This window comes from Pseudoalteromonas sp. QJM3NY_12 (assembly GCF_056173165.1).
The window spans coordinates 2,010,083-2,028,215 of the sequence record NZ_CM149661.1; the positions used below are offsets into that span (position 1 = coordinate 2,010,083).

Genomic DNA, 18,133 nt, shown 5'->3' on the forward strand with positions numbered 1-18,133 from the left:
CTCAAGTAACTTATACTAATTGTCTATACAGCAGCGCATAAAAAAGGGAACAAACGTTCCCTTTTGACTCAATCATTGATTTTTAATACTTATTTGCTTAAATCAAGCATAAGTTTATTTAAGCGAGTTACAAATCCAGTCGGATCTTTAAGCGTACCGCGCTCTGCAAGTAAGGCTTGGTCTAGTAGTACATGTGACCACTGTGCAAACTTATCTTCGTCTTGCTCATCATTTAAGTGCTTAACCAGTTGGTGCTCTGGGTTTAATTCAAACACAGGCTTAGCCTCTGGAACAGCTTGACCTACTGACTCCATTAGCTTTTGCATTTGCGAGCTCATGTCGTTGTCATCGCTCACTACACACGCTGGTGAGTCAGTTAAGCGGTGAGTGAAGCGTACATCTTTAACATCATCACCTAATGCAGTTTTAATGCGCTCAACTAAACCTGCAACTTCTTTTTCAGACTCTTCTTGTGCTTTTTTAGTTTCTTCGTCATCTAATTTACCTAAGTCTAAATCACCACGGGTAATTGACTGAAATTGCTTTTCGCCAAATTCCGTTAAATGGCTCATCATCCACTCATCTACACGATCGCTTAGCAATAATACTTCAATGCCTTTTTTACGGAAGATTTCTAAGTGTGGTGAATTTTTAGCAGCAATAAATGAGTCAGCAACCACATAGTAAATTTTATCTTGGCTGTCCTTCATGCGCTCAATGTATTGCTCAAGTGAAACATCTTGAGTTTCTGAGTCGGTGTGCGTTGATGAAAAGCGAAGTAATTTAGCAATGCTTTCTTTGTTGGCCGCATCTTCAGCTGGGCCTTCTTTCATTACCTGACCAAATTCATTCCAAAATGTTTGGTAATCATCGGCTTTGTTTTTAGCCATACGCTCAAGCATTTTAATAATACGCGACGTACACCCCTTGCGAATAGCCTGGGTTACTTTGTTGTCTTGTAAAATTTCACGCGATACGTTTAGTGGTAAATCGTTTGAGTCTAATAAGCCTTTAACAAAACGTAAGTAGCTTGGCATAAACTGTTCAGCGTCATCCATAATAAACACGCGTTGAACATAAAGTTTTAAACCACTTTGGCGCTCACGGTTCCATAAATCAAAGGGTGCTTTTTTAGGAATGTATAACAAACTGGTGTATTCAGTTTTACCTTCAACTTTATTGTGTCCCCAGCTAAGCGGATCTTCCCAGTCGTGGCTTACATGCTTATAAAACTCTTTGTATTCGTCCTCAGAGATTTCTGATTTGTCACGTGTCCATAATGCAGTTGCACGGTTAATGCTTTCCCATTCACCAGGAACAGCTGGAATTTTTTCACCATCTTCACCTTCAGACTCAGGTACTTCTGCCTTGTACATCTGTACTGGTGTAGAAATATGATCAGAGTATTTAGTTACGATACTGCGAAGACGCCACTCATCTGCATATTCATTTTCTTCTTCACGAAGATGTAAAATAATGTCTGTACCACGGCCTTCTTTTTCGATTTCTTGTAGCGTGTACTCGCCTTCACCTTTTGACTGCCATTCAACCGCTGTAGTCTCTCCTGCTTTACGAGTACGAACAGTCACTTCATCAGCAACAATAAATGCTGAGTAAAAACCAACACCAAATTGACCAATAAGCTGTGAGTCTTTACTTTGATCACCAGTTAAGTTTTTGAAAAATTCAGCCGTACCCGACTTAGCAATTGTGCCTAATGAGCTGATCACTTCATCACGCGTCATACCAATACCATTATCAGAAATGGTCACTGTGTTAGCGTCTTTATCGGCGCTTATACGTACGCGTAAATCCGCATCACCTTGATAAAGGTCACCGTTTGAAAGGGCTAAAAAGCGTAGTTTATCGGCTGCGTCAGATGCATTTGATACAAGCTCGCGTAAAAAGATTTCTTTATTTGAATAAAGCGAGTGAATCATTAAGTTTAATAGTTGTTTTACTTCTGTTTGAAAGCCTAATGTTTCTTTTTGTGCTGCAGTCATTTATGTATCTCCAATTTGCAAAGTGTCTGCGTTATGCACTTAATATGGGGTGAGCCGTGAGAAGTTCAAGTAAAAAAAATAAAAAACCCCATTCAAAGACACTTTAAATGGGTTAATCAATTAAAAAGGCGTTATGGCATGCCCGTGCATTGGCTTATCAGTGCATGGATGAACAAAAAATAAATCGCTGGCATGCAATAATAATCGTTGAGCACTCTGCTCACTGCAATCATTTTTATATAAATCACATCCTAGTATGGGGTGGCCAAACGTTAGGCTATGTATCCTAAGTTGATGAGTGCGTCCAGTTATAGGAGTAAAATCGACCAAAGTTTTTTGCTCTTTGTTAAAGCGTTTAACCACTTTAAATTGAGTGCGCGAGGGTTTGCCGCTCTGGTGACAAATTTTCACTTTCGGAAATAACATTTTATCTTTTGCTACAGGCGCAGTAATTTCTCCCTGAGGCTCAGAAACCAACCCTGAGAGCATAGCGCGATATTGCTTTTTAACACTTCGGGATTGGAATTGCTGATTCAGTGCTTTAGCTGCTTGCTCGTTAAGTGCTACCACCATCACTCCGGAGGTACCTAAATCTAAACGGTGGGGTAATATCGCAGTAGGAAACGCTGCGGTAACGCCTTGTTGGCCATTAACAAGCCTATAGTGAACCGAATCCCAGTTAAGAGGGTTTTTACCTGACAAGCTCAACAAACCGCTAGGTTTATTGATCAACAAAATATCATCATCTTGATAAATAATTTTTATGTGTTCATGGCAAACAGGTGCGATAAAGTCATCAACAATCACATGAGCACTTTGGGTTATTGCAGCCATACCATCCAATTCTTGTTTATATTGCAATTAAGGCCAATAAAAAAGCCTACAGCATGTATGTAGGCTTTTAAAGTAAGTTCAAATAGTTAAGCTTAAAATAAACTATTCATGGCTGACTAAGCGCCTGCCACTAAATGCATGCATTAAGGTTGTGCCATCGACTAAATCAAGCTCGCCACCCACAGGAATACCATGAGCTATTCGCGATGCACCCACTTTGTATTTATGACAAAGCTGGGCAATATAATGAGCCGTTGTTTCACCTTCAACCGTAGGGTTAGTAGCTAATATAACTTCATTAATACCGCCATGGGCAAGCTTTTGCTCAAGCACGTCTAGCCCAATTTCTTTAGGGCCTATGCCATCAATCGGTGACAAATGCCCCATTAATACAAAATAAAGTCCTTTGTATTGGCCTGTTTGTTCAATCGCTAACACATCTGTAGGCGACTCAACCACACATAAAATGCCGCTGTCTTGGCGCTTAGTGCTTAAGCAAATATCACATTGTGCTTGCTCGGTAAACGTGCGGCACGACTGACAATGCCCTACAGCCGTCATCGCTTTTGTTAGCGCATTGCCAAGCTGAGTGCCACCTTTGCGGTCGCGCTCTAATAAATGAAATGCAATACGCTGAGCAGATTTCGGGCCAATACCTGGCTGACAACGAAGTGCTTCTATTAGTGATGTTAAACTATCTGAAAGTTGCATAGTTACTTAGAACGGCATTTTCATACCAGGTGGTAATTGCATACCGCCTGTTACTTTGCCCATGCGCTCTTGAGTTTCTTCAGCAACACGGCGAACAGCATCATTACACGCTGCTGCAAGTAAATCTTCAATCATGTCTTTGTCATCTTCCATTAAGCTTTCATCAAGCTCAACACGACGAACATTGTGGTTGCCAAGCATGGTTACTTTTACTAAACCAGCACCGGCTTCACCAACCACTTCCATCGTTGCGATTTCTTCTTGGGCTTTTTGCATGCGCTCTTGCATTTGCTGCGCTTGCTTCATCATGTTACCCATTCCACCTTTAAACATAATCGTCTCTCTTTCTTTTAATACATTAACTGGAGTATAAATAAGGGCACTGGTCGTTAATTACAATGCCTGAATACTGTTTTCGTCAATTTCAGCGCTAAATAGCTGTTGAAATTGTACTATATTTTCATCGCTGGTGATCACATCAATCGCTTGCTGGTGACGACCTGCATCAATTTTTTGTTGAATCAAATAAGGTGAGTCAATCACCCCGCTAGCAAAATCAATATTAAGCTCAACGTTGTGTCCATAAATACTAGATAACGCCACATTTAACTTTTGACGTAACATTGGCGTATCTAAGTGCTTTTGCGATTCATCTACTTCAATATGGAAATGATTGTCTTGTTTGGTAAAAATTGAGTGCAATGCAAACTGGCGCATACGTCCGCCAAGTCCCATACGCTTTATTAAATAGGCCCATTCGTCTTGTTGATGGGCAAATCTAATGTCACTAATTGGGCTTTGAAAATCATCTGGTACGGGAATACTAGGCTCTTGTTCAACAACAGGTGCTGGTTTTTGCGGGTTAATTTGCTCTAATAGCTCCGGTGCTAAATTTTCAGTAATCGTTTGATGCTTTGCTTTAAAGTCAACTTTACTCGCTGGCTTATTTGCTACCTGAGCTCGGCTCCCCTGTGCTGGGAGCTGAGGCTTTTTTTGCAGGTCATCGCTCACCTCACTATCCCATGGCGGTGGCTGCTGCGATACAGTTTGTGCTTCATTGCTCACCGGGCGACTAAATTCGGATTTTGTCGGTACTGGTTTTTCTTCAGTTGGCTTTTCAATAGCGGCACTTGAAAGCTTACCGGCACCCGAAATGTTTCTATCGCGTAAAATACGCGCTATTGCTGACTGTGCTCGCGCTTCTTGCTCACCCATTGATGACGCAGACTGTTCTGCGTTACTAGTGGCATTTGCTAACTCAGGATTAAACCCTTGATCAACAGCGCTACTCATTACATCATCGTATTGTGCGGCAATGGTTTGTTCTACATCACTGTGCTGCATGTAGGCATCATCTTCGCTTTGACGCTGCGCTTGTTCATCACTTATTACGGGGGTATCGACAATTTGAGGCTGACTTTGTACCGAACTTTGCTCAAGTTGTGTTTGGCTATTATCAGGCTGTGAAACCTCAGGCTCAGCGGCTTTTGTTGGCTGCGTTTGAGATGTATTACTCTGCGCTGGTTTATTTTTATTTAAAATATCACGCAGTACATTAGCACGCCCTGCACTATTTTGCTCTGGCGCAGCTTGTGAGCTAGGTTCAGGTTGATTGGTTTGCAACTGCGTAGGTTCAAATGCCAATAACCTGAGCATAATCATTTCGAACCCTAAACGAGGCTCAGGTGCCCATTGTAAATCTTTTTTGCCATTGAGTAATAACTGGTAATACACTTGAATTTGTTGGGCATGGGTATGCGCTGCAACATGCTCAATGTAATCAGCGTTATTGCTATCAAGCGCCGCCGCTTCAGGGACTAATTGACTCAATTGAATCACATGCGTTAGCGCAATTAAATCGTCAAGCAGCGCAATGTAATTTGGATTTCGGCTAGCGACTTGTGCAACTTCATTCATCAAAGCTGTGCCATCTTGCGCTAATAATGCCGCAAGTAAACTTTGACTGTAATGGGTGTCCATTAAACCAAGCATGTCTTGTACAGCTTGATTTTTAATATCACCATTTGTTTGAGCAATAGCCTGATCGGTCAAACTTAATGCATCTCGCATACTACCATCGGCCGCTTTGGCAATAATACTTAGCGCATCATTATCGAAGTTAAGCTGCTCATGGGTAAGCACATGCTCAAGCTGTTGCTTAATCTCAGCTTGCGACAATGCATTCAGATTAAACTGTAAACAGCGAGATAAAATAGTCACTGGTAATTTTTGAGGATCAGTGGTTGCGAGCAAAAATTTCACATGCTCAGGCGGCTCTTCAAGCGTTTTTAATAACGCATTAAAGCTGTGCTTTGACAACATGTGTACTTCATCGATTAGATATACTTTGTAACGTCCGCGCGTTGGCGCATATTGAACGTTATCAAGTATCTCACGCGTATCCTCAACCTTAGTGCGTGAGGCCGCATCTATTTCGAGTAAATCAATGTAGCGCCCTGCCTCTATATCAACACAGCTTCTACATTGACCACATGGTGTGGCAGATATACCTTCATCACAATTTAAGCTTTTAGCAAAAATACGGGCAATGGTGGTTTTACCAACACCACGGGTTCCAGTGAATAAATAAGCGTGATGCAGTCTATTTTGAGTCAGCGCGTTTACCAGCGCCTGTTTTACATGAGACTGCCCAACCAATTCATGAAAGGTTTGAGGACGCCATTTTCTCGCTAGAACCTGATAACTCATCGATTATTCGCCTTCGAATTCAACCAATTTTAAAATATTGATGCCCATTTTTTCAATACGTTGCTCACCACCAAGCTCTGGAAGTGATACAACAAAGGCAGCATCTGTGGCGTTACCGCCTAATTTTGCAACCAACTTGGCTGTTGCTTCAATTGTACCACCGGTCGCCAACAAGTCGTCAACTAACAAGACTTTATCACCGGCTACAATCGCATCAGTATGAAGCTCTAGTGTATCTTCGCCATATTCGAGTTGGTAATCTTGGCGAATAACTTCGCGCGGTAATTTACCTGGTTTACGAACAGGGATAAAAGGAATTCCCAAAGCATAAGATAGCGGAGCACCAAAAATAAAGCCACGTGATTCAGTGCCGATAATTTTAGTAAAACCTTGGTCTTTATAAGCGTCAATAAATGCATCTATGGTTGCTTTAAACGCTTCAGGGTTTGCCATTAGGGTTGTTACATCGCGAAACATAATGCCCGCTTTAGGATAATCAGCAATTGTAGTAATGCTGTTTTTGATAATTGCTGGTGTTACTTGAGTCATAATTTTAACTGCTCAATGATTAATATTACAAAGCAGGTGATTATAACCTTAAGTGGTCGTAAATTGCGAGTTTGCGATAATTATAAAGTGTCGGGAGAGGGAAATGATAAAAATGTAAGGCTGATGAAAAACAACAGCCTTAAAATAAAACCTGATTAAGTTAAGCTGGTGATCCAACCTAAAATGGCATTTAAACACCCTATTCCAGCAAATACGGCTAAGAATGCAAAAAAGTAAGCCGCATTGAACGGGTCTTTAAAGTCTTTATCATCTGACATGGGTACAACCTTTTATTAAGCACAACAAATAAAGGCGCTATAATAGACGATGTGAAATAATCAATAAAGAGCTTAGTCTTGATTTTTTGTCACTATAATTTGCCGCTGTGCCATAGCTGTTAAGGTACTGAGTGCCCCTTGTGTTATTTGCTCAAGATTAAATTGTGGTGCATTTTCACTAACCTGTTGGCAAACCTGCTCAAACGTACTCCCCGCTTCATTTTCAATAATAGACAGTAGCATGGCGGTCATGGCATTGGTGACCAAAAATTGCACCTCATCACTCTCATCGCGGTAAACAACAAAGAAATACGGCTGCTCTGAAGGCTGTTGAGGTTGAAACTCTTCACTTATATGTTGCACTGGATAGTCGTAGCTTAAGTTACGCGCTGTTTTAGATAAATACAAAGGAGAATGAGTAAGCTTATTAGCGCTTAGAGGGAGCTCACGGGGGTCAGCCTTCATTACAGACACGTCAAGCTCAATCCATTCATAATGAGCTAGCGCCAGCATAAATACCGGATCAGACTCTTTAGGTACATAGCTTGTCATTAAATAGGTAATAAATTCTTCAGCAATATCTAAAAAGTAAGGAGACTGGCAATCATGTTCACTAAAAAATTGACGAACCAGCAATAGCCACTGTTGCTCACTATAGAGTGTTTTTAAAACTGGAAATGCCGATGAAACAAAGCCATTAATATTATTAAAAAACAGATCCCGATAAATGGCCATTCGCCTGTCTTCAATATCGGTTGGACACGGCTGCATATTAGGCTCTCGAATATGGGCCATAAATTCATTTTGTACATCAATAAAACTCATGATAACGACTCTTTTGAAACCCTGAAATAGCAAGTATTTGTTAAATACTAACGGCTAAGCGCTTTGTGCTGTTGATAACAACTTAAGGTGCTTTGCTTGTAATTGATGGATTATATCCAGCTCTTTGGTTAACACGTTAATAGGTGGAATATTAAAATCTCGCTCTAGCAGTGTGGGAAAAACACCATGTGCTTGATATGCGCTATCGAGCAATTGCCAGACAGGGTCAATAACATCTGCGCCATGAGTATCTATAATAAGGTCATCAGCTTCATTGTAGTGACCTGCAACATGGCAATAGGCAATTTTATTGGTTGGTAGCCCACTTAAAAACGCTTGTGCATCATAGCCATGATTAATCGAGTTCACATAAATATTATTAACGTCTAACAACAGCTGGCAATTAGCGTCTTCTAAAATAGCATTGGTAAATTCAAGCTCCGATAGTTGCTGACCAGGGGCACCATAATAAGACACATTTTCGAGCACAAGTGGTCGCTCTAATATATCTTGTACCTGTTTAACCCGAGAAACGACATGTTTGATCGCTTCTTCAGTAAAAGGAATTGGCATTAAGTCATACATATGGCCTTTACCTGAGCAATAGCTTAAATGTTCGCTATAAGCTTTAATATCGTGGTTATCAAAGAAAGATTTTAACGACTTTATAAATTCAATATCAAGCGGCTCAGGCGATCCAATAGAAAGTGACAAACCATGACAAACAAAGTGATTATTATTAGTTAACTGTTTAAATTGCTTTTCAAAGCGCCCACCTAGCTTTAACCAGTTCTCTGGAGCCACTTCCATAAACTCAATTTGTTTTGGTATAGCATGCTCAAGCTCATCTAGCATTTCTCTTCGCAAGCCTAAACCGACCATGCCAAAGTTAGGCGTTTGATTTTGAGCCATAATAAAACCTCATATTAAATAAAAAGGGCCTAATGGCCCTCTCGCTTATCTGAAAAAGAAAAGTTTAGTGGCTACCACCACATTTACCTTCGCCGCACTTGCCTTCTTTTTTGGCCTTAGCATCACCACCACATTTACCTTCGCCGCATTTGCCTTCTTTTTTGGCCTTAGCATCGCCACCACATTTACCTTCGCCGCACTTGCCTTCTTTTTTGGCCTTAGCATCACCGCCGCATTTACCTTCGCCGCACTTGCCTTCTTTTTTCGCTTTAGCGTCGCCGCCACATTTTCCTTCGCCGCACTTGCCTTCTTTTTTCGCTTTAGCGTCGCCGCCACATTTTCCTTCGCCGCACTTGCCTTCTTTTTTCGCTTTAGCGTCGCCGCCACATTTTCCTTCGCCGCACTTGCCTTCACCAGCGTCTAATTGATAACCAGCTACCATTTGTTGAAACTCAAATGGATTAGCTTGAACATCAGTACTCGCCATACTTGCGCTGCCAACAACCACTGCGCCTAATGTTAATGCAATTGAGTTTTTCTTTATTGTATTCATTTTTAATTACCTTTTAAACTTGTTGAACATCATTATAAAAGTAGACCGGTATTAAACTAAAAACTTTCAAATTTTCTATTTTTTTTGCAAATAAGTTATTTAACTTTCTATGAACGCTAATAAGCGTTTTATGAATTTATGATTTACAGGTAAACTGGCGCTCCTTTTTTAGTAATACATTAATCACACTATGAAACTTATTTTAGCACCCATGGAAGGTGTCGTTGACTTTAAAATGCGGCAACTACTCACCGACATAGGCGGCTTCGATCTTTGTGTGACCGAATTTATCCGTGTTGTAGATACTTGCCTTCCAGATAAAGTATTCCACCGTTATTGCCCTGAACTTAAAAATGCGGGACTCACTCGTAGCGGTACTCCGGTTCGTATTCAGTTATTAGGCCAAGTAGCCGACGTGTTAGCAGAAAATGCTGTAAAAGCAATTGGCTTAGGCTCTCATGGCGTTGATTTAAACTTTGGTTGCCCCGCAAAAACAGTCAATAAAAGCAAAGGCGGTGCTGTATTACTCAAAGATCCAGAACATATGTACTCGATTATAAAAACGGTAAGGGATGCCGTTGATGATGAGTATGAGGTAAGTGCTAAAATTCGCTTAGGTTTTGATGATGATAGTAATAGCCAAGAAATTGTCGATGCCGTTGTTAACGCGGGTGCTAACAGCATTGCAATACATGCAAGAACTAAACGCGATGGCTACAATCCACCCGCCTATTGGGAAAAAATTCCCCCTTTGGTCAAAGATAAAAAAATTGCAGTGGTCGCCAATGGCGAAATTTGGCAAATAGAAGATGCTCTTTTATGCCAAAAACGCAGTGGTTGTCGTGATTTGATGATTGGTCGTGGCGCCCTTTCACATCCTGATCTCGCAAGAAAAATTAAAGCGCAAGTTAATAACGAAAGCTACAACGAGCTCACTTGGGAGAATATTTTACACCATATTATTCATTCATCTATGCACCAAACAGCTAGCAAAGATAATAAATATTTTGCATCTCGAACAAAGCAATGGCTTGGTTATTTAAAACGCCAATATCCACAAGCTGGGCTATTATTTGATGAAATTCGTCGTTTAAAAGCAAAGGATGAGGTAGCCGAAGTATTAAAGAAATATGCGAAAGCGCCACAATTTGATGCAAATCATAACACCTAAACAAATCTAAATAGATAATAGCAGTATCACTACAAATTAACTTAAGGGTTATACTGCTAATGCATCATAAGCAACGACTAAACGATGAAATAGAAAGTGTTAAAGCAACGATATTAGGTTTGCTGTCACAATCGACTCACCCTACACATCAAAACTTGCTCTGCATCCTAACCAATACATCTAATGAAGAATGGCTCGATTTAGCCGCTCAGCAATTAGGTAATGAGTATAATCCGTTAATTGAACGAATGAACAAGCTTGAAGCAGCAATTAGCCAAATGGATATTGGTCAATATGGCTACTGCTGTGACTGTGAAGAAAAAATATCAGAGCAGCGCTTAGAAAGAGACCCTGCTACTCAGCGGTGTGATAAGTGCGCTAAATAGTAGCGCACTTAAGTTTAATTAAGTAATTGCGAAGCAAAACTAAATGATTGTCCTGGATAAAAAATAATATCCTCAACTAATATCCTCGCATCTCCTTCACTAATATTTAAACGTTTTAGTAAATTTAAGCGCGCTTGCGATAATGTCCACGCGTGGTAATGCACCCCAAGATCAGTTTCCATCATCGCTAAATAGAGACGCTTATTTGCAGCCGTTAATTGCTTATTGTTAGCACGTTGAGGTAATAGCATGTAACCCGTTGACCAATCTAAACCTAATAGTTGCGTCTCTTTTAAAAATGTTTCGCTAAGCTGCGATACATCAGAGGTACCCACCGTTATTTGCTCGGTTGAGCTTTGCATTGTTTTAAATTTACTATCTATAAGGCTTAGCCACTCAAGCGGCGAAAGTACATCATTTGCAAAATAATTTAGTTTACTTTGGTACCACTGGCTGCCATTTGCAAGACCAGACAACCCAATGCTGCCTCTGGGCTTATACTGCGTTAAGTAATTATTTAATACACTCAGAGACTCATTAAGCTCAATAGGTGTGTCAGTACTATTAATTGCTTGCTGCACATAGTGCTTTAAATAATTATGCTCTATTTTATTAAGCTTTAAGTTACTTTGCTCAGCGGCTTGTAGCTGTGATTTAACAAATATCAGCCACTGCTCAATGTTTTTATACTGAGCATCATTTTTAACTATCGAAAGCATGTTTGATAACACATCAGTGTGTGCAGGCCATGCAAAATAACGCTCTGGAAACCGCTCAGCAATCACCAAATAATTTACTTGATGGGTTTGCGCAGAAGATAACTTCATTTGCATTAGCTGCTGGTAAATAGCGTGGCGACGCGCTAAATATGAATCAGTAAAAGGCAGTTGTTCGTTACTGAGCCCTGTACTGTTTAAGTTCTTTTGTGCACTTAAAGCCGTATTAAGTGATATTAACGCGCTTTGTGCCTCTTCATAAGATGAAAACAAATCAGCTGGCTTTGAGCATGATGCTAAAAGCAAACAAAAGAGCAATGAAATAATAGGCGTTCTGTTCATGTTAATTCCAATAAAAAAAGCCCCAATGGGGCTTTTTAAAAATACTAGAGTACATTAAATATTAAATTTTAACACCGTTGCGAGCGGCTTTATCTTTAATATATGTAGCCCAACCTTTTGCAAATCTACGTGTGGTTGGATTGTCCATAGCTTTAGTAATAGCGGCATGTGCTTGCTTATACTTGCCTTGGTAGTAAAACGCTTCAGCTAGATCTGAATATATAGTACCTTTTTTGTCAGAGCCAAGCTCTAACGCTTTGTTCAAACGAACAACGGCAGCACTAAATTTTTCAGATTGTAGAAGTAATGAACCGGCTTTGCGATAAAGCTCAGCGTCATTATCAAATTTAGCAGCTTCTTCGTAGTACTTAGCAGCCTTCTCTATATCTTTCGAACGATGGTAGTTACTAGCAATCGCACTCATGTTTTGCTTAGTGCGTTTAACTTTTTCTTCTTTAACGGCCTTTTCAAGCGTTACAGCTGCTTTATAAGGAATTTCATTTAAAGAATAGAAATTAGCTAGAACTTTGTATTCAACTTCGTTTTCAAAGTAACCGTTCTTGTAAGCAACTTCCATAGTTGCTAGGCCTTTTTTGTATTCTTCGGTTTGTAAATAATACTTACCTAAGCCTACCCAAGACTTTTTGTCTTCAGGCCATACACGAACGATTTCTTCAGCGACTTTAACCATATTTTGATATTGCTTTTGCTCAAAATAGGCAGCTAATTTAAGTTGATAAGGAGCTTTATTAGGCTCTTTTGCTAACTTAATTGCTTTGTTTGCCGGCTCGAGAACCTCATTAAACTGTTTAAGCTCATAGCTTGCTTGCGCAATACGAGTGTAAACTTTTGGGTCTTCTTCGCCTGTAAAGTCCATCCAATCAGAATATGCTTGCTTTGCAGCATTGTACTGTTCAGTACCTGCATACATGTCACCTAAGGTTTTTAAACCTTGAGCCTGATCGGCAAAGTTTAATACATCTGGTGCAATCGCTGCTTTCATATACTTAATAGCAACTTTGTACTGCTCTTTTTGAGCATACATGCTGCCTAAGTAACGATTAACAGTTGCTTTGTCAAAGTCGTTAGACGGATCTAACTCTTTTAATAAAGCAATTGCACCATCAACATCATCTTCATTATACAAATCAAACGCTTTAATTACTTTTTTACCAGTACGTTCGCCCATGATTTTAGTTTTTGCTTTCTTACGCTCTTCAATTTTCGCGTAATCTGGCGCCGCTAAAACAGGTGCAGTTAATGCCGCACCTGACACAGACATAAGAATTGCAAGTGCAGTTACTTTAGAAAAATTTCTCATTACTCGCCTCCTTAGTTGCCTTGGTTAAGTTTAAAGTCTAGTTGAACTTGTAAACCAACTTGCTTTTGTGGTTTGCCGTCAATTATCTTAGGACGGTATTTCCACTTGCGCAATGCACGTTTAGCTTCACGGTCAAAGATACGTTTTGGATCTGCGTCGATTACATCAACGTCAGTCACACCACCTAACTCATCAATTGTGAATGAAAGTTGAACCCAACCTTCTTTACCATCACGTGCTGCTTGTGTTGGATATTTTGGTTCAATACGAACGATCGGTGTCGCATCACCATCTCGTCCAAATGCACCTGGACCACTCAGTCCACCAGCCGTGCTTCCCACATCGATGCTTGGCATATTAAACGACAAGCTCGTACTTGGGTTGCTGTTTTCCGGCTGTGGCGGCTGCGGTTTAGGCGGCTGCTTTGGCGGTGGCGGAGGTGGAGGCGGTACACGCTTCCTCTCCTGCACCTTAGATTCAGGCGGATTCGTCATAATTTCGACTATGATCTGCTCTTTTTGTTCCGTATTACGGTCAGCCCCACCAGAGATGAGGTATGCCATGAAGTAGAACAAGCCGAAAGTAACTGCCCCACCTGCAATCAGTGAAAACAGAAAACGAATCATTACTGATCTCCAGCTATTGAAATTCTCAGGTTATCACCTGTCGCTTTAATCTGGTCCATAACTTTAACCACTGTGCCATGTTTTGCTTCTTTGTCAGCTTGCAAAATTACAACATCTGTAGGTTGTTCTGCTAATAAACTTTCAATTTTTGCTGAAACACGTTCAACATCAACTTGCTGTTTATCAATCCAGATTGCACCGTCATTACGAATAGCAATAAAAATATTAGCATTTTTTTGCTTCGTAGCTTGGGCAGCTTTTGGTTTATTGACCTCGATACCAGCCTCTTTAACGAACGATGTAGTTACGATAAAGAAAATAAGCATGATAAATACGATGTCAAGCATTGGCGTCATATCTACCGCTGCTTCTTCTTCTTCACGAAAACGTTGTTTACGTGCCATATTTAATTCTCTCTCTAGTGATGAGGCATACTATCTACAAGTTTGGCTTTCACCATTCTCGCTCTTGCCTCAAGGCGTGAGCTAAAGAATACCCCAGATAGTGCCGCAACCATTCCAGCCATTGTTGGGATTGTTGCCATTGATATGCCTGATGCCATTAAACGTGCATTACCTGTACCTTGGGTTGCCATGGTTTCAAAAACCGCGATCATACCCGTAACAGTGCCAAGTAAGCCTATTAAAGGACATACAGCTACTAATGTTTTAATCAACAACATACGCTGATCTAATTTTTCAGACGCTTCAGAAATCCATGCTTCACGGATTCTGTGTGCGTACCAAGACGTAGTGTCTTGGCGGGCATCCCACTTGGCTACAATATCCTTCGTTAAACGAGGAAATTCAGCAAGTAGGAACCAATAGCGCTCAATCATTAAAACCCACATAAGAAAGAGTGCTATCGCGACCACGTATAAAACCTGGCCGCCTGTGCCAACAAAATCCCTGATAGATTCCCAGATCTCCATCAGGACTAGCATTAGGCTTTCTCCTTCTCCGCGTGAGTCGCGATGATACCCGCGCTTTGCTCATCAAGGATGTGTAATACCGACTTACTACGACCTGCAACAATAGAGTGAAGTAGGATAAGTGGTAGAGCTGCAATTAGACCTAGCGCTGTAGTTACAAGTGCTAGAGAGATGTTACCAGCCATGATCTTCGGATCGCCCGTACCGAACAATGTGATTGTTTGGAACGTTAGGATCATACCGATTACCGTACCTAGTAGACCTAGTAATGGTGCGATAGCAGCAAGGATCTTGATGATGTTAATACCCGCTTCGATGCGTGGCGTTTCACGAAGAATCGCTTCATCCAGTTTAAGCTCAAGGTTTTCAACATCTTGGTTTTTGTTGTCAGAGTACACTTTAAGAATACGACCCAGTGGGTTATTTGTATTCGGTGTAGACAAGTTCTTAAGCTGACCTTTGATCTTAGAAGTAGTAAGCGCTAAATCAACGAAACGTACTAAGAAGATTAAAAGACCTACAACAAGTAATACTGTGATGATGTAACCAACTTCAGCACCTTGCTCGTAGTACTCCATAAGAGACTTTTTCTGAGTGTTAATACGTAAAATTGCACCACGTGTAGGATCCACGTATACGCCAGCATAGTTATCAGCTGAAGTACCTTCTAAATCAGAAATACCTTTAAGGATATAGCTGTCAGGTTGCTTACCTAGAGGCTGAATAGATTTAGTCTCTGGTGAGTAGATTAAGTATCCGTCGTCTGTAACTAAGTTGAAGTTACCGATACGTGTTACTTTTTTCATAGACGGGTTACCGTCAAGACCAGCAACTTCAGTTTCAAACGTTGAAACTTTTGCTGATTCAGTCATTTCTGTTTGAAGTGAAATCCAAAGCTCTTCTAGTTCACGAACAGTTGGAAGTTCTTTAGCTGCTGCTAATGAACGAAGTACTTCAGCACGACCTGGTTTTTCAGCACTTACTAAAGATGCTTCAATTGAACCAATCGCGTCAGCTGCTGCACGACGAACAACACCAAACATTTCACCTAACGTACCTTGAGCGTTTTGAAGAGCTTGCTCTTTTTCCGCTAAAGTATTTTCGTTTTGTGCATATTCTTTGCTAAGACGATCACCACGTGCTTTTTCAGCAGCTAGTTGGCTTTTCGCTTTGTTAAGTAACGCTTGCTTATCAGCACGATCTGACAAGAACTCTTGTTCACGTTGCTTATTGATTTTTCCTTCAGAGATACGCTCTTGCTTTACTTGCTCAAGAATTTTATCTAAAGCGTCAGTATTTGCATGTGCATTAAGCGCGGTACCGGCAGAAACAGACAGTACTGCTGCAACAGCAAAACCTTTAAATAGTTTCTTCATTATTGATTACTCCGCGCCAAAAATTGGTAGTTTAACAAGTTCTAGTGTCGCTTGCTTACGTGCCATACGGATCACTTCTTTAACAGGTTTTAGGTATTCTTCACCTAATTCTTTCCACTGTTTAGTGTTGTTATCCCACACCCAAGCGTGTTTTAGATCGAATGATTGCGCAACGTAAGTAATACGACCTAAACGACCGATATCTACGTTAATGCTACGACCATCAACATCTAAAGTACCTTGAGAAGCAGTTACAGCTGAGCTGTATGCTGTTTCAACAGTGTACGCTTCAAGAACCTGACGGAACTTTTCAGACGTTGTTACAGATGCAGATGCCATGATCTCACGTAATCTTTCAACGCGTCCAAGACGAGTTTCAAGGTTAAATGGAACGTCCGCTTTGATGAATTGCTCAAGCGTATCGATCATGCGATACATCAAAGGCACAACGTTTTGTTTAGTGTTATCGATAGTCGCGATTTGACGATCGAACGATGCGATAGACGCGTTTTGGTCTGCGACCAAACGTGCTACGTGATCGTTGTACACTTTCATAAGTTCAGTCTCATCAACGATGCTACGGTACTCAGCGATTAGCTCCTGAGTTTGACCATATACATTGTCAATTTTAGTTTGAGACTTAACCGCAGCCTTTTGAATTGTTTGACCTGCTTTTTGCACGTCATTCAAAGGATCTGCAATCACATTGCTGCTTGCAAATGCAAAAGCGCCAACCAACGCAGTTGCTACAAGACTCTTTCTGATTTTAACAGACATAGTTCCCAACCAATTAAGTAATGTTACTTTTATAATTTAATTATCAACCCGCTAAGGGGAAGACAACCCTGATATCTTTTAATAGATATCAACTTACCAATAATGCTAAATGCATCATGTCATGTCAACTTCATGTTTAGCATAACCTATAAATAAATCAGCTTGTTTGTAAGATATTTACTGGGCTTGAACAAAAAAATTAACATTATTATAACTAACGTGATAAACACAATTTCTGCAAGCCCTGATATAGTAAGAATAACGATAACCACCACTGTTAATGTAAACAAAAATATAACATTTAAAATTAACTTAATCGTTGCTGAAAAAAAATTAAAAATAAGCTAATTTTCTGTCCCGAATATTCATTTCGAAGGTTTTTTAACGCTTTTTACACAAAAAATACAGCTAATCGTTATTATTAGGTTATTCATCGCATAATAATAATGACGTGCAGATTGAATAAAAAGCAATACAAAGGAGGGGAGGATGATTACAAAAAATCATTTTTATTAACACCTGTGTTTTTTATCTTTATTAGCCTAAAGGCCTTATCCATTTTTAATATTTTTCCAAGCCCCAATCTCAACCTTAAGCAGTTATATCATCTCTGAAGGATTAGAGTCAGATAGACTAATCGTAAGATTAAATAAAGAATCTTTAATGCCCGATAGAATATTTAAATCATCAAGGTTTAAATTAAATAGATAGAAGTTTGACTGAAGAAAGATATAAAAAAGGAATGGTTTAGAAAGTTCAAAAAGTTTGCAGATTTTAATGAATTATGGTGAAACAGGTTAGTGCTTCACCACGATGAACTTAGGTTCACATAATAAATTATGCTACTTCTACGTTCTCAGCTTCTGGGCCTTTTTGACCTTGCTTGATGCTGAAAGTCACTGCTTGACCTTCGCTAAGAGTGCGAAAACCAGAACCAGTGATTGCGCTGAAATGTACAAACACGTCAGGACCATTTTCTTGTTCAATGAAACCAAAGCCTTTAGCTTCGTTGAAAAATTTTACTTTACCAGTAACCGACATACTAAATTTTCCTGTAAGTCAATAATTAAAATTCAGCCATATTATTATGGCAATATCCTCCCTGAGTCAATG

Annotated in this window: 20 protein-coding genes; 2 read left to right on the plus strand and 18 right to left on the minus strand. The window is 40.1% G+C overall.

The genetic code is table 11. The features are described 5' to 3' along the window. Nucleotides 1-89: 89 nt before the first annotated feature. The 10 genes from htpG to AC0VZ5_RS09290 all read right to left on the minus strand — a co-directional run bounded on the left by htpG (nt 90) and on the right by AC0VZ5_RS09290 (nt 9,374). Nucleotides 90-2,003, minus strand: coding sequence for a molecular chaperone HtpG (gene htpG / locus AC0VZ5_RS09245; RefSeq protein ID WP_054201119.1), 1,914 nt, complete (start codon nt 2,001-2,003; stop codon nt 90-92). A gap of 120 nt (nt 2,004-2,123) precedes the next feature. Next, nucleotides 2,124-2,837 (minus strand): RluA family pseudouridine synthase, encoded by a 714-nt coding sequence (locus AC0VZ5_RS09250; RefSeq protein ID WP_475472524.1) that lies wholly within the window; start codon nt 2,835-2,837, stop codon nt 2,124-2,126. Between the two features lie 102 nt (nt 2,838-2,939). Next, nucleotides 2,940-3,548, minus strand: coding sequence for a recombination mediator RecR (gene recR, locus AC0VZ5_RS09255; RefSeq protein WP_010388591.1), 609 nt, complete (start codon nt 3,546-3,548; stop codon nt 2,940-2,942). 6 nt (nt 3,549-3,554) lie between these two features. Continuing rightward, nucleotides 3,555-3,881: a YbaB/EbfC family nucleoid-associated protein gene (locus tag AC0VZ5_RS09260; RefSeq protein WP_010388590.1), complete on the minus strand. Its 327-nt coding sequence runs from the start codon at nt 3,879-3,881 to the stop codon at nt 3,555-3,557. Nucleotides 3,882-3,941: 60 nt separating this feature from the next. Further along, nucleotides 3,942-6,257 carry a DNA polymerase III subunit gamma/tau gene (gene dnaX, locus AC0VZ5_RS09265; protein WP_475472526.1) on the minus strand — a complete coding sequence of 772 codons (2,316 nt, stop codon included), beginning with the start codon at nt 6,255-6,257 and terminating at the stop codon, nt 3,942-3,944. 3 nt (nt 6,258-6,260) lie between these two features. Next, nucleotides 6,261-6,806: an adenine phosphoribosyltransferase gene (apt, locus tag AC0VZ5_RS09270; protein WP_008109316.1), complete on the minus strand. Its 546-nt coding sequence runs from the start codon at nt 6,804-6,806 to the stop codon at nt 6,261-6,263. A 155-nt stretch (nt 6,807-6,961) separates the two neighbouring features. Continuing rightward, nucleotides 6,962-7,084 carry a hypothetical protein gene (locus AC0VZ5_RS09275; protein ID WP_008109320.1) on the minus strand — a complete coding sequence of 41 codons (123 nt, stop codon included), beginning with the start codon at nt 7,082-7,084 and terminating at the stop codon, nt 6,962-6,964. Nucleotides 7,085-7,156: 72 nt separating this feature from the next. Beyond that, nucleotides 7,157-7,909 (minus strand): HvfC family RiPP maturation protein, encoded by a 753-nt coding sequence (locus tag AC0VZ5_RS09280; RefSeq protein WP_475472529.1) that lies wholly within the window; start codon nt 7,907-7,909, stop codon nt 7,157-7,159. A 54-nt stretch (nt 7,910-7,963) separates the two neighbouring features. After that, nucleotides 7,964-8,821, minus strand: a complete 858-nt coding sequence (locus AC0VZ5_RS09285) for an HvfB family MNIO-type RiPP peptide maturase (RefSeq protein WP_138607390.1) — start codon at nt 8,819-8,821, stop codon at nt 7,964-7,966. A gap of 64 nt (nt 8,822-8,885) precedes the next feature. After that, nucleotides 8,886-9,374, minus strand: a complete 489-nt coding sequence (locus AC0VZ5_RS09290; RefSeq protein WP_198523331.1) for an HvfA family oxazolone/thioamide-modified RiPP metallophore — start codon at nt 9,372-9,374, stop codon at nt 8,886-8,888. 190 nt (nt 9,375-9,564) lie between these two features. Between AC0VZ5_RS09290 and AC0VZ5_RS09295 the strand changes: the two genes are divergently transcribed. Together AC0VZ5_RS09295 and AC0VZ5_RS09300 are read left to right on the plus strand one after the other, a co-directional pair. Then, nucleotides 9,565-10,545, plus strand: coding sequence for a tRNA-dihydrouridine synthase (locus AC0VZ5_RS09295; RefSeq protein WP_475472531.1), 981 nt, complete (start codon nt 9,565-9,567; stop codon nt 10,543-10,545). A 59-nt stretch (nt 10,546-10,604) separates the two neighbouring features. Continuing rightward, nucleotides 10,605-10,931, plus strand: coding sequence for a TraR/DksA family transcriptional regulator (locus AC0VZ5_RS09300; protein WP_138609405.1), 327 nt, complete (start codon nt 10,605-10,607; stop codon nt 10,929-10,931). A gap of 14 nt (nt 10,932-10,945) precedes the next feature. Here AC0VZ5_RS09300 and AC0VZ5_RS09305 read toward each other — a convergent pair whose 3' ends face one another. The 8 genes from AC0VZ5_RS09305 to AC0VZ5_RS09340 form a co-directional block, all read right to left on the minus strand. Beyond that, complete coding sequence (locus tag AC0VZ5_RS09305; RefSeq protein ID WP_475472534.1) at nt 10,946-11,989, minus strand: hypothetical protein; 1,044 nt, start codon at nt 11,987-11,989, stop codon at nt 10,946-10,948. A 61-nt stretch (nt 11,990-12,050) separates the two neighbouring features. Then, nucleotides 12,051-13,310 (minus strand): tetratricopeptide repeat protein, encoded by a 1,260-nt coding sequence (locus AC0VZ5_RS09310; RefSeq protein ID WP_475472536.1) that lies wholly within the window; start codon nt 13,308-13,310, stop codon nt 12,051-12,053. Between the two features lie 11 nt (nt 13,311-13,321). Then, on the minus strand, nt 13,322-13,936 hold the full coding sequence (locus AC0VZ5_RS09315) for an energy transducer TonB (protein WP_138609411.1): 615 nt from the start codon (nt 13,934-13,936) through the stop codon (nt 13,322-13,324). Beyond that, on the minus strand, nt 13,936-14,340 hold the full coding sequence (locus AC0VZ5_RS09320) for an ExbD/TolR family protein (protein ID WP_138609413.1): 405 nt from the start codon (nt 14,338-14,340) through the stop codon (nt 13,936-13,938). Before AC0VZ5_RS09320 ends, AC0VZ5_RS09315 begins: the two co-directional genes overlap by 1 nt. A gap of 14 nt (nt 14,341-14,354) precedes the next feature. Then, nucleotides 14,355-14,879 (minus strand): MotA/TolQ/ExbB proton channel family protein, encoded by a 525-nt coding sequence (locus tag AC0VZ5_RS09325; RefSeq protein WP_004588135.1) that lies wholly within the window; start codon nt 14,877-14,879, stop codon nt 14,355-14,357. Continuing rightward, nucleotides 14,879-16,243 carry a MotA/TolQ/ExbB proton channel family protein gene (locus AC0VZ5_RS09330; protein ID WP_010388563.1) on the minus strand — a complete coding sequence of 455 codons (1,365 nt, stop codon included), beginning with the start codon at nt 16,241-16,243 and terminating at the stop codon, nt 14,879-14,881. The genes AC0VZ5_RS09325 and AC0VZ5_RS09330 overlap by 1 nt, the downstream gene beginning before the upstream one ends. Nucleotides 16,244-16,249: 6 nt before the next feature. Next, entirely contained in the window at nt 16,250-17,020 is a 771-nt protein-coding gene (locus tag AC0VZ5_RS09335) for a DUF3450 domain-containing protein (RefSeq protein WP_013465204.1), read from the minus strand. Between the two features lie 837 nt (nt 17,021-17,857). After that, a complete protein-coding gene (locus tag AC0VZ5_RS09340) occupies nt 17,858-18,061 on the minus strand; it encodes a cold-shock protein (protein WP_004588138.1) in 204 nt (67 codons plus the stop codon). Nucleotides 18,062-18,133 lie beyond the last annotated feature (72 nt).

Bases quoted from the DNA above. Each gene is read 5' to 3' on its own strand.
- AC0VZ5_RS09260 (WP_010388590.1), bottom strand. From the start codon at position 3,881: ATGTTTAAAGGTGGAATGGGTAACATGATGAAGCAAGCGCAGCAAATG.
- AC0VZ5_RS09330 (WP_010388563.1), bottom strand. From the start codon at position 16,243: ATGAAGAAACTATTTAAAGGTTTTGCTGTTGCAGCAGTACTGTCTGTT.
- dnaX (WP_475472526.1), bottom strand. From the start codon at position 6,257: ATGAGTTATCAGGTTCTAGCGAGAAAATGGCGTCCTCAAACCTTTCAT.
- htpG (WP_054201119.1), bottom strand. From the start codon at position 2,003: ATGACTGCAGCACAAAAAGAAACATTAGGCTTTCAAACAGAAGTAAAA.
- AC0VZ5_RS09325 (WP_004588135.1), bottom strand. From the start codon at position 14,879: ATGCTAGTCCTGATGGAGATCTGGGAATCTATCAGGGATTTTGTTGGC.
- AC0VZ5_RS09295 (WP_475472531.1), top strand. From the start codon at position 9,565: ATGAAACTTATTTTAGCACCCATGGAAGGTGTCGTTGACTTTAAAATG.
- AC0VZ5_RS09275 (WP_008109320.1), bottom strand. From the start codon at position 7,084: ATGTCAGATGATAAAGACTTTAAAGACCCGTTCAATGCGGCTTACTTT.
- AC0VZ5_RS09305 (WP_475472534.1), bottom strand. From the start codon at position 11,989: ATGAACAGAACGCCTATTATTTCATTGCTCTTTTGTTTGCTTTTAGCA.
- AC0VZ5_RS09335 (WP_013465204.1), bottom strand. From the start codon at position 17,020: ATGTCTGTTAAAATCAGAAAGAGTCTTGTAGCAACTGCGTTGGTTGGC.
- AC0VZ5_RS09300 (WP_138609405.1), top strand. From the start codon at position 10,605: ATGCATCATAAGCAACGACTAAACGATGAAATAGAAAGTGTTAAAGCA.
- AC0VZ5_RS09310 (WP_475472536.1), bottom strand. From the start codon at position 13,310: ATGAGAAATTTTTCTAAAGTAACTGCACTTGCAATTCTTATGTCTGTG.
- AC0VZ5_RS09320 (WP_138609413.1), bottom strand. From the start codon at position 14,340: ATGGCACGTAAACAACGTTTTCGTGAAGAAGAAGAAGCAGCGGTAGAT.
- AC0VZ5_RS09285 (WP_138607390.1), bottom strand. From the start codon at position 8,821: ATGGCTCAAAATCAAACGCCTAACTTTGGCATGGTCGGTTTAGGCTTG.
- AC0VZ5_RS09315 (WP_138609411.1), bottom strand. From the start codon at position 13,936: ATGATTCGTTTTCTGTTTTCACTGATTGCAGGTGGGGCAGTTACTTTC.
- apt (WP_008109316.1), bottom strand. From the start codon at position 6,806: ATGACTCAAGTAACACCAGCAATTATCAAAAACAGCATTACTACAATT.
- AC0VZ5_RS09280 (WP_475472529.1), bottom strand. From the start codon at position 7,909: ATGAGTTTTATTGATGTACAAAATGAATTTATGGCCCATATTCGAGAG.
- recR (WP_010388591.1), bottom strand. From the start codon at position 3,548: ATGCAACTTTCAGATAGTTTAACATCACTAATAGAAGCACTTCGTTGT.
- AC0VZ5_RS09290 (WP_198523331.1), bottom strand. From the start codon at position 9,374: ATGAATACAATAAAGAAAAACTCAATTGCATTAACATTAGGCGCAGTG.
- AC0VZ5_RS09340 (WP_004588138.1), bottom strand. From the start codon at position 18,061: ATGTCGGTTACTGGTAAAGTAAAATTTTTCAACGAAGCTAAAGGCTTT.
- AC0VZ5_RS09250 (WP_475472524.1), bottom strand. From the start codon at position 2,837: ATGGCTGCAATAACCCAAAGTGCTCATGTGATTGTTGATGACTTTATC.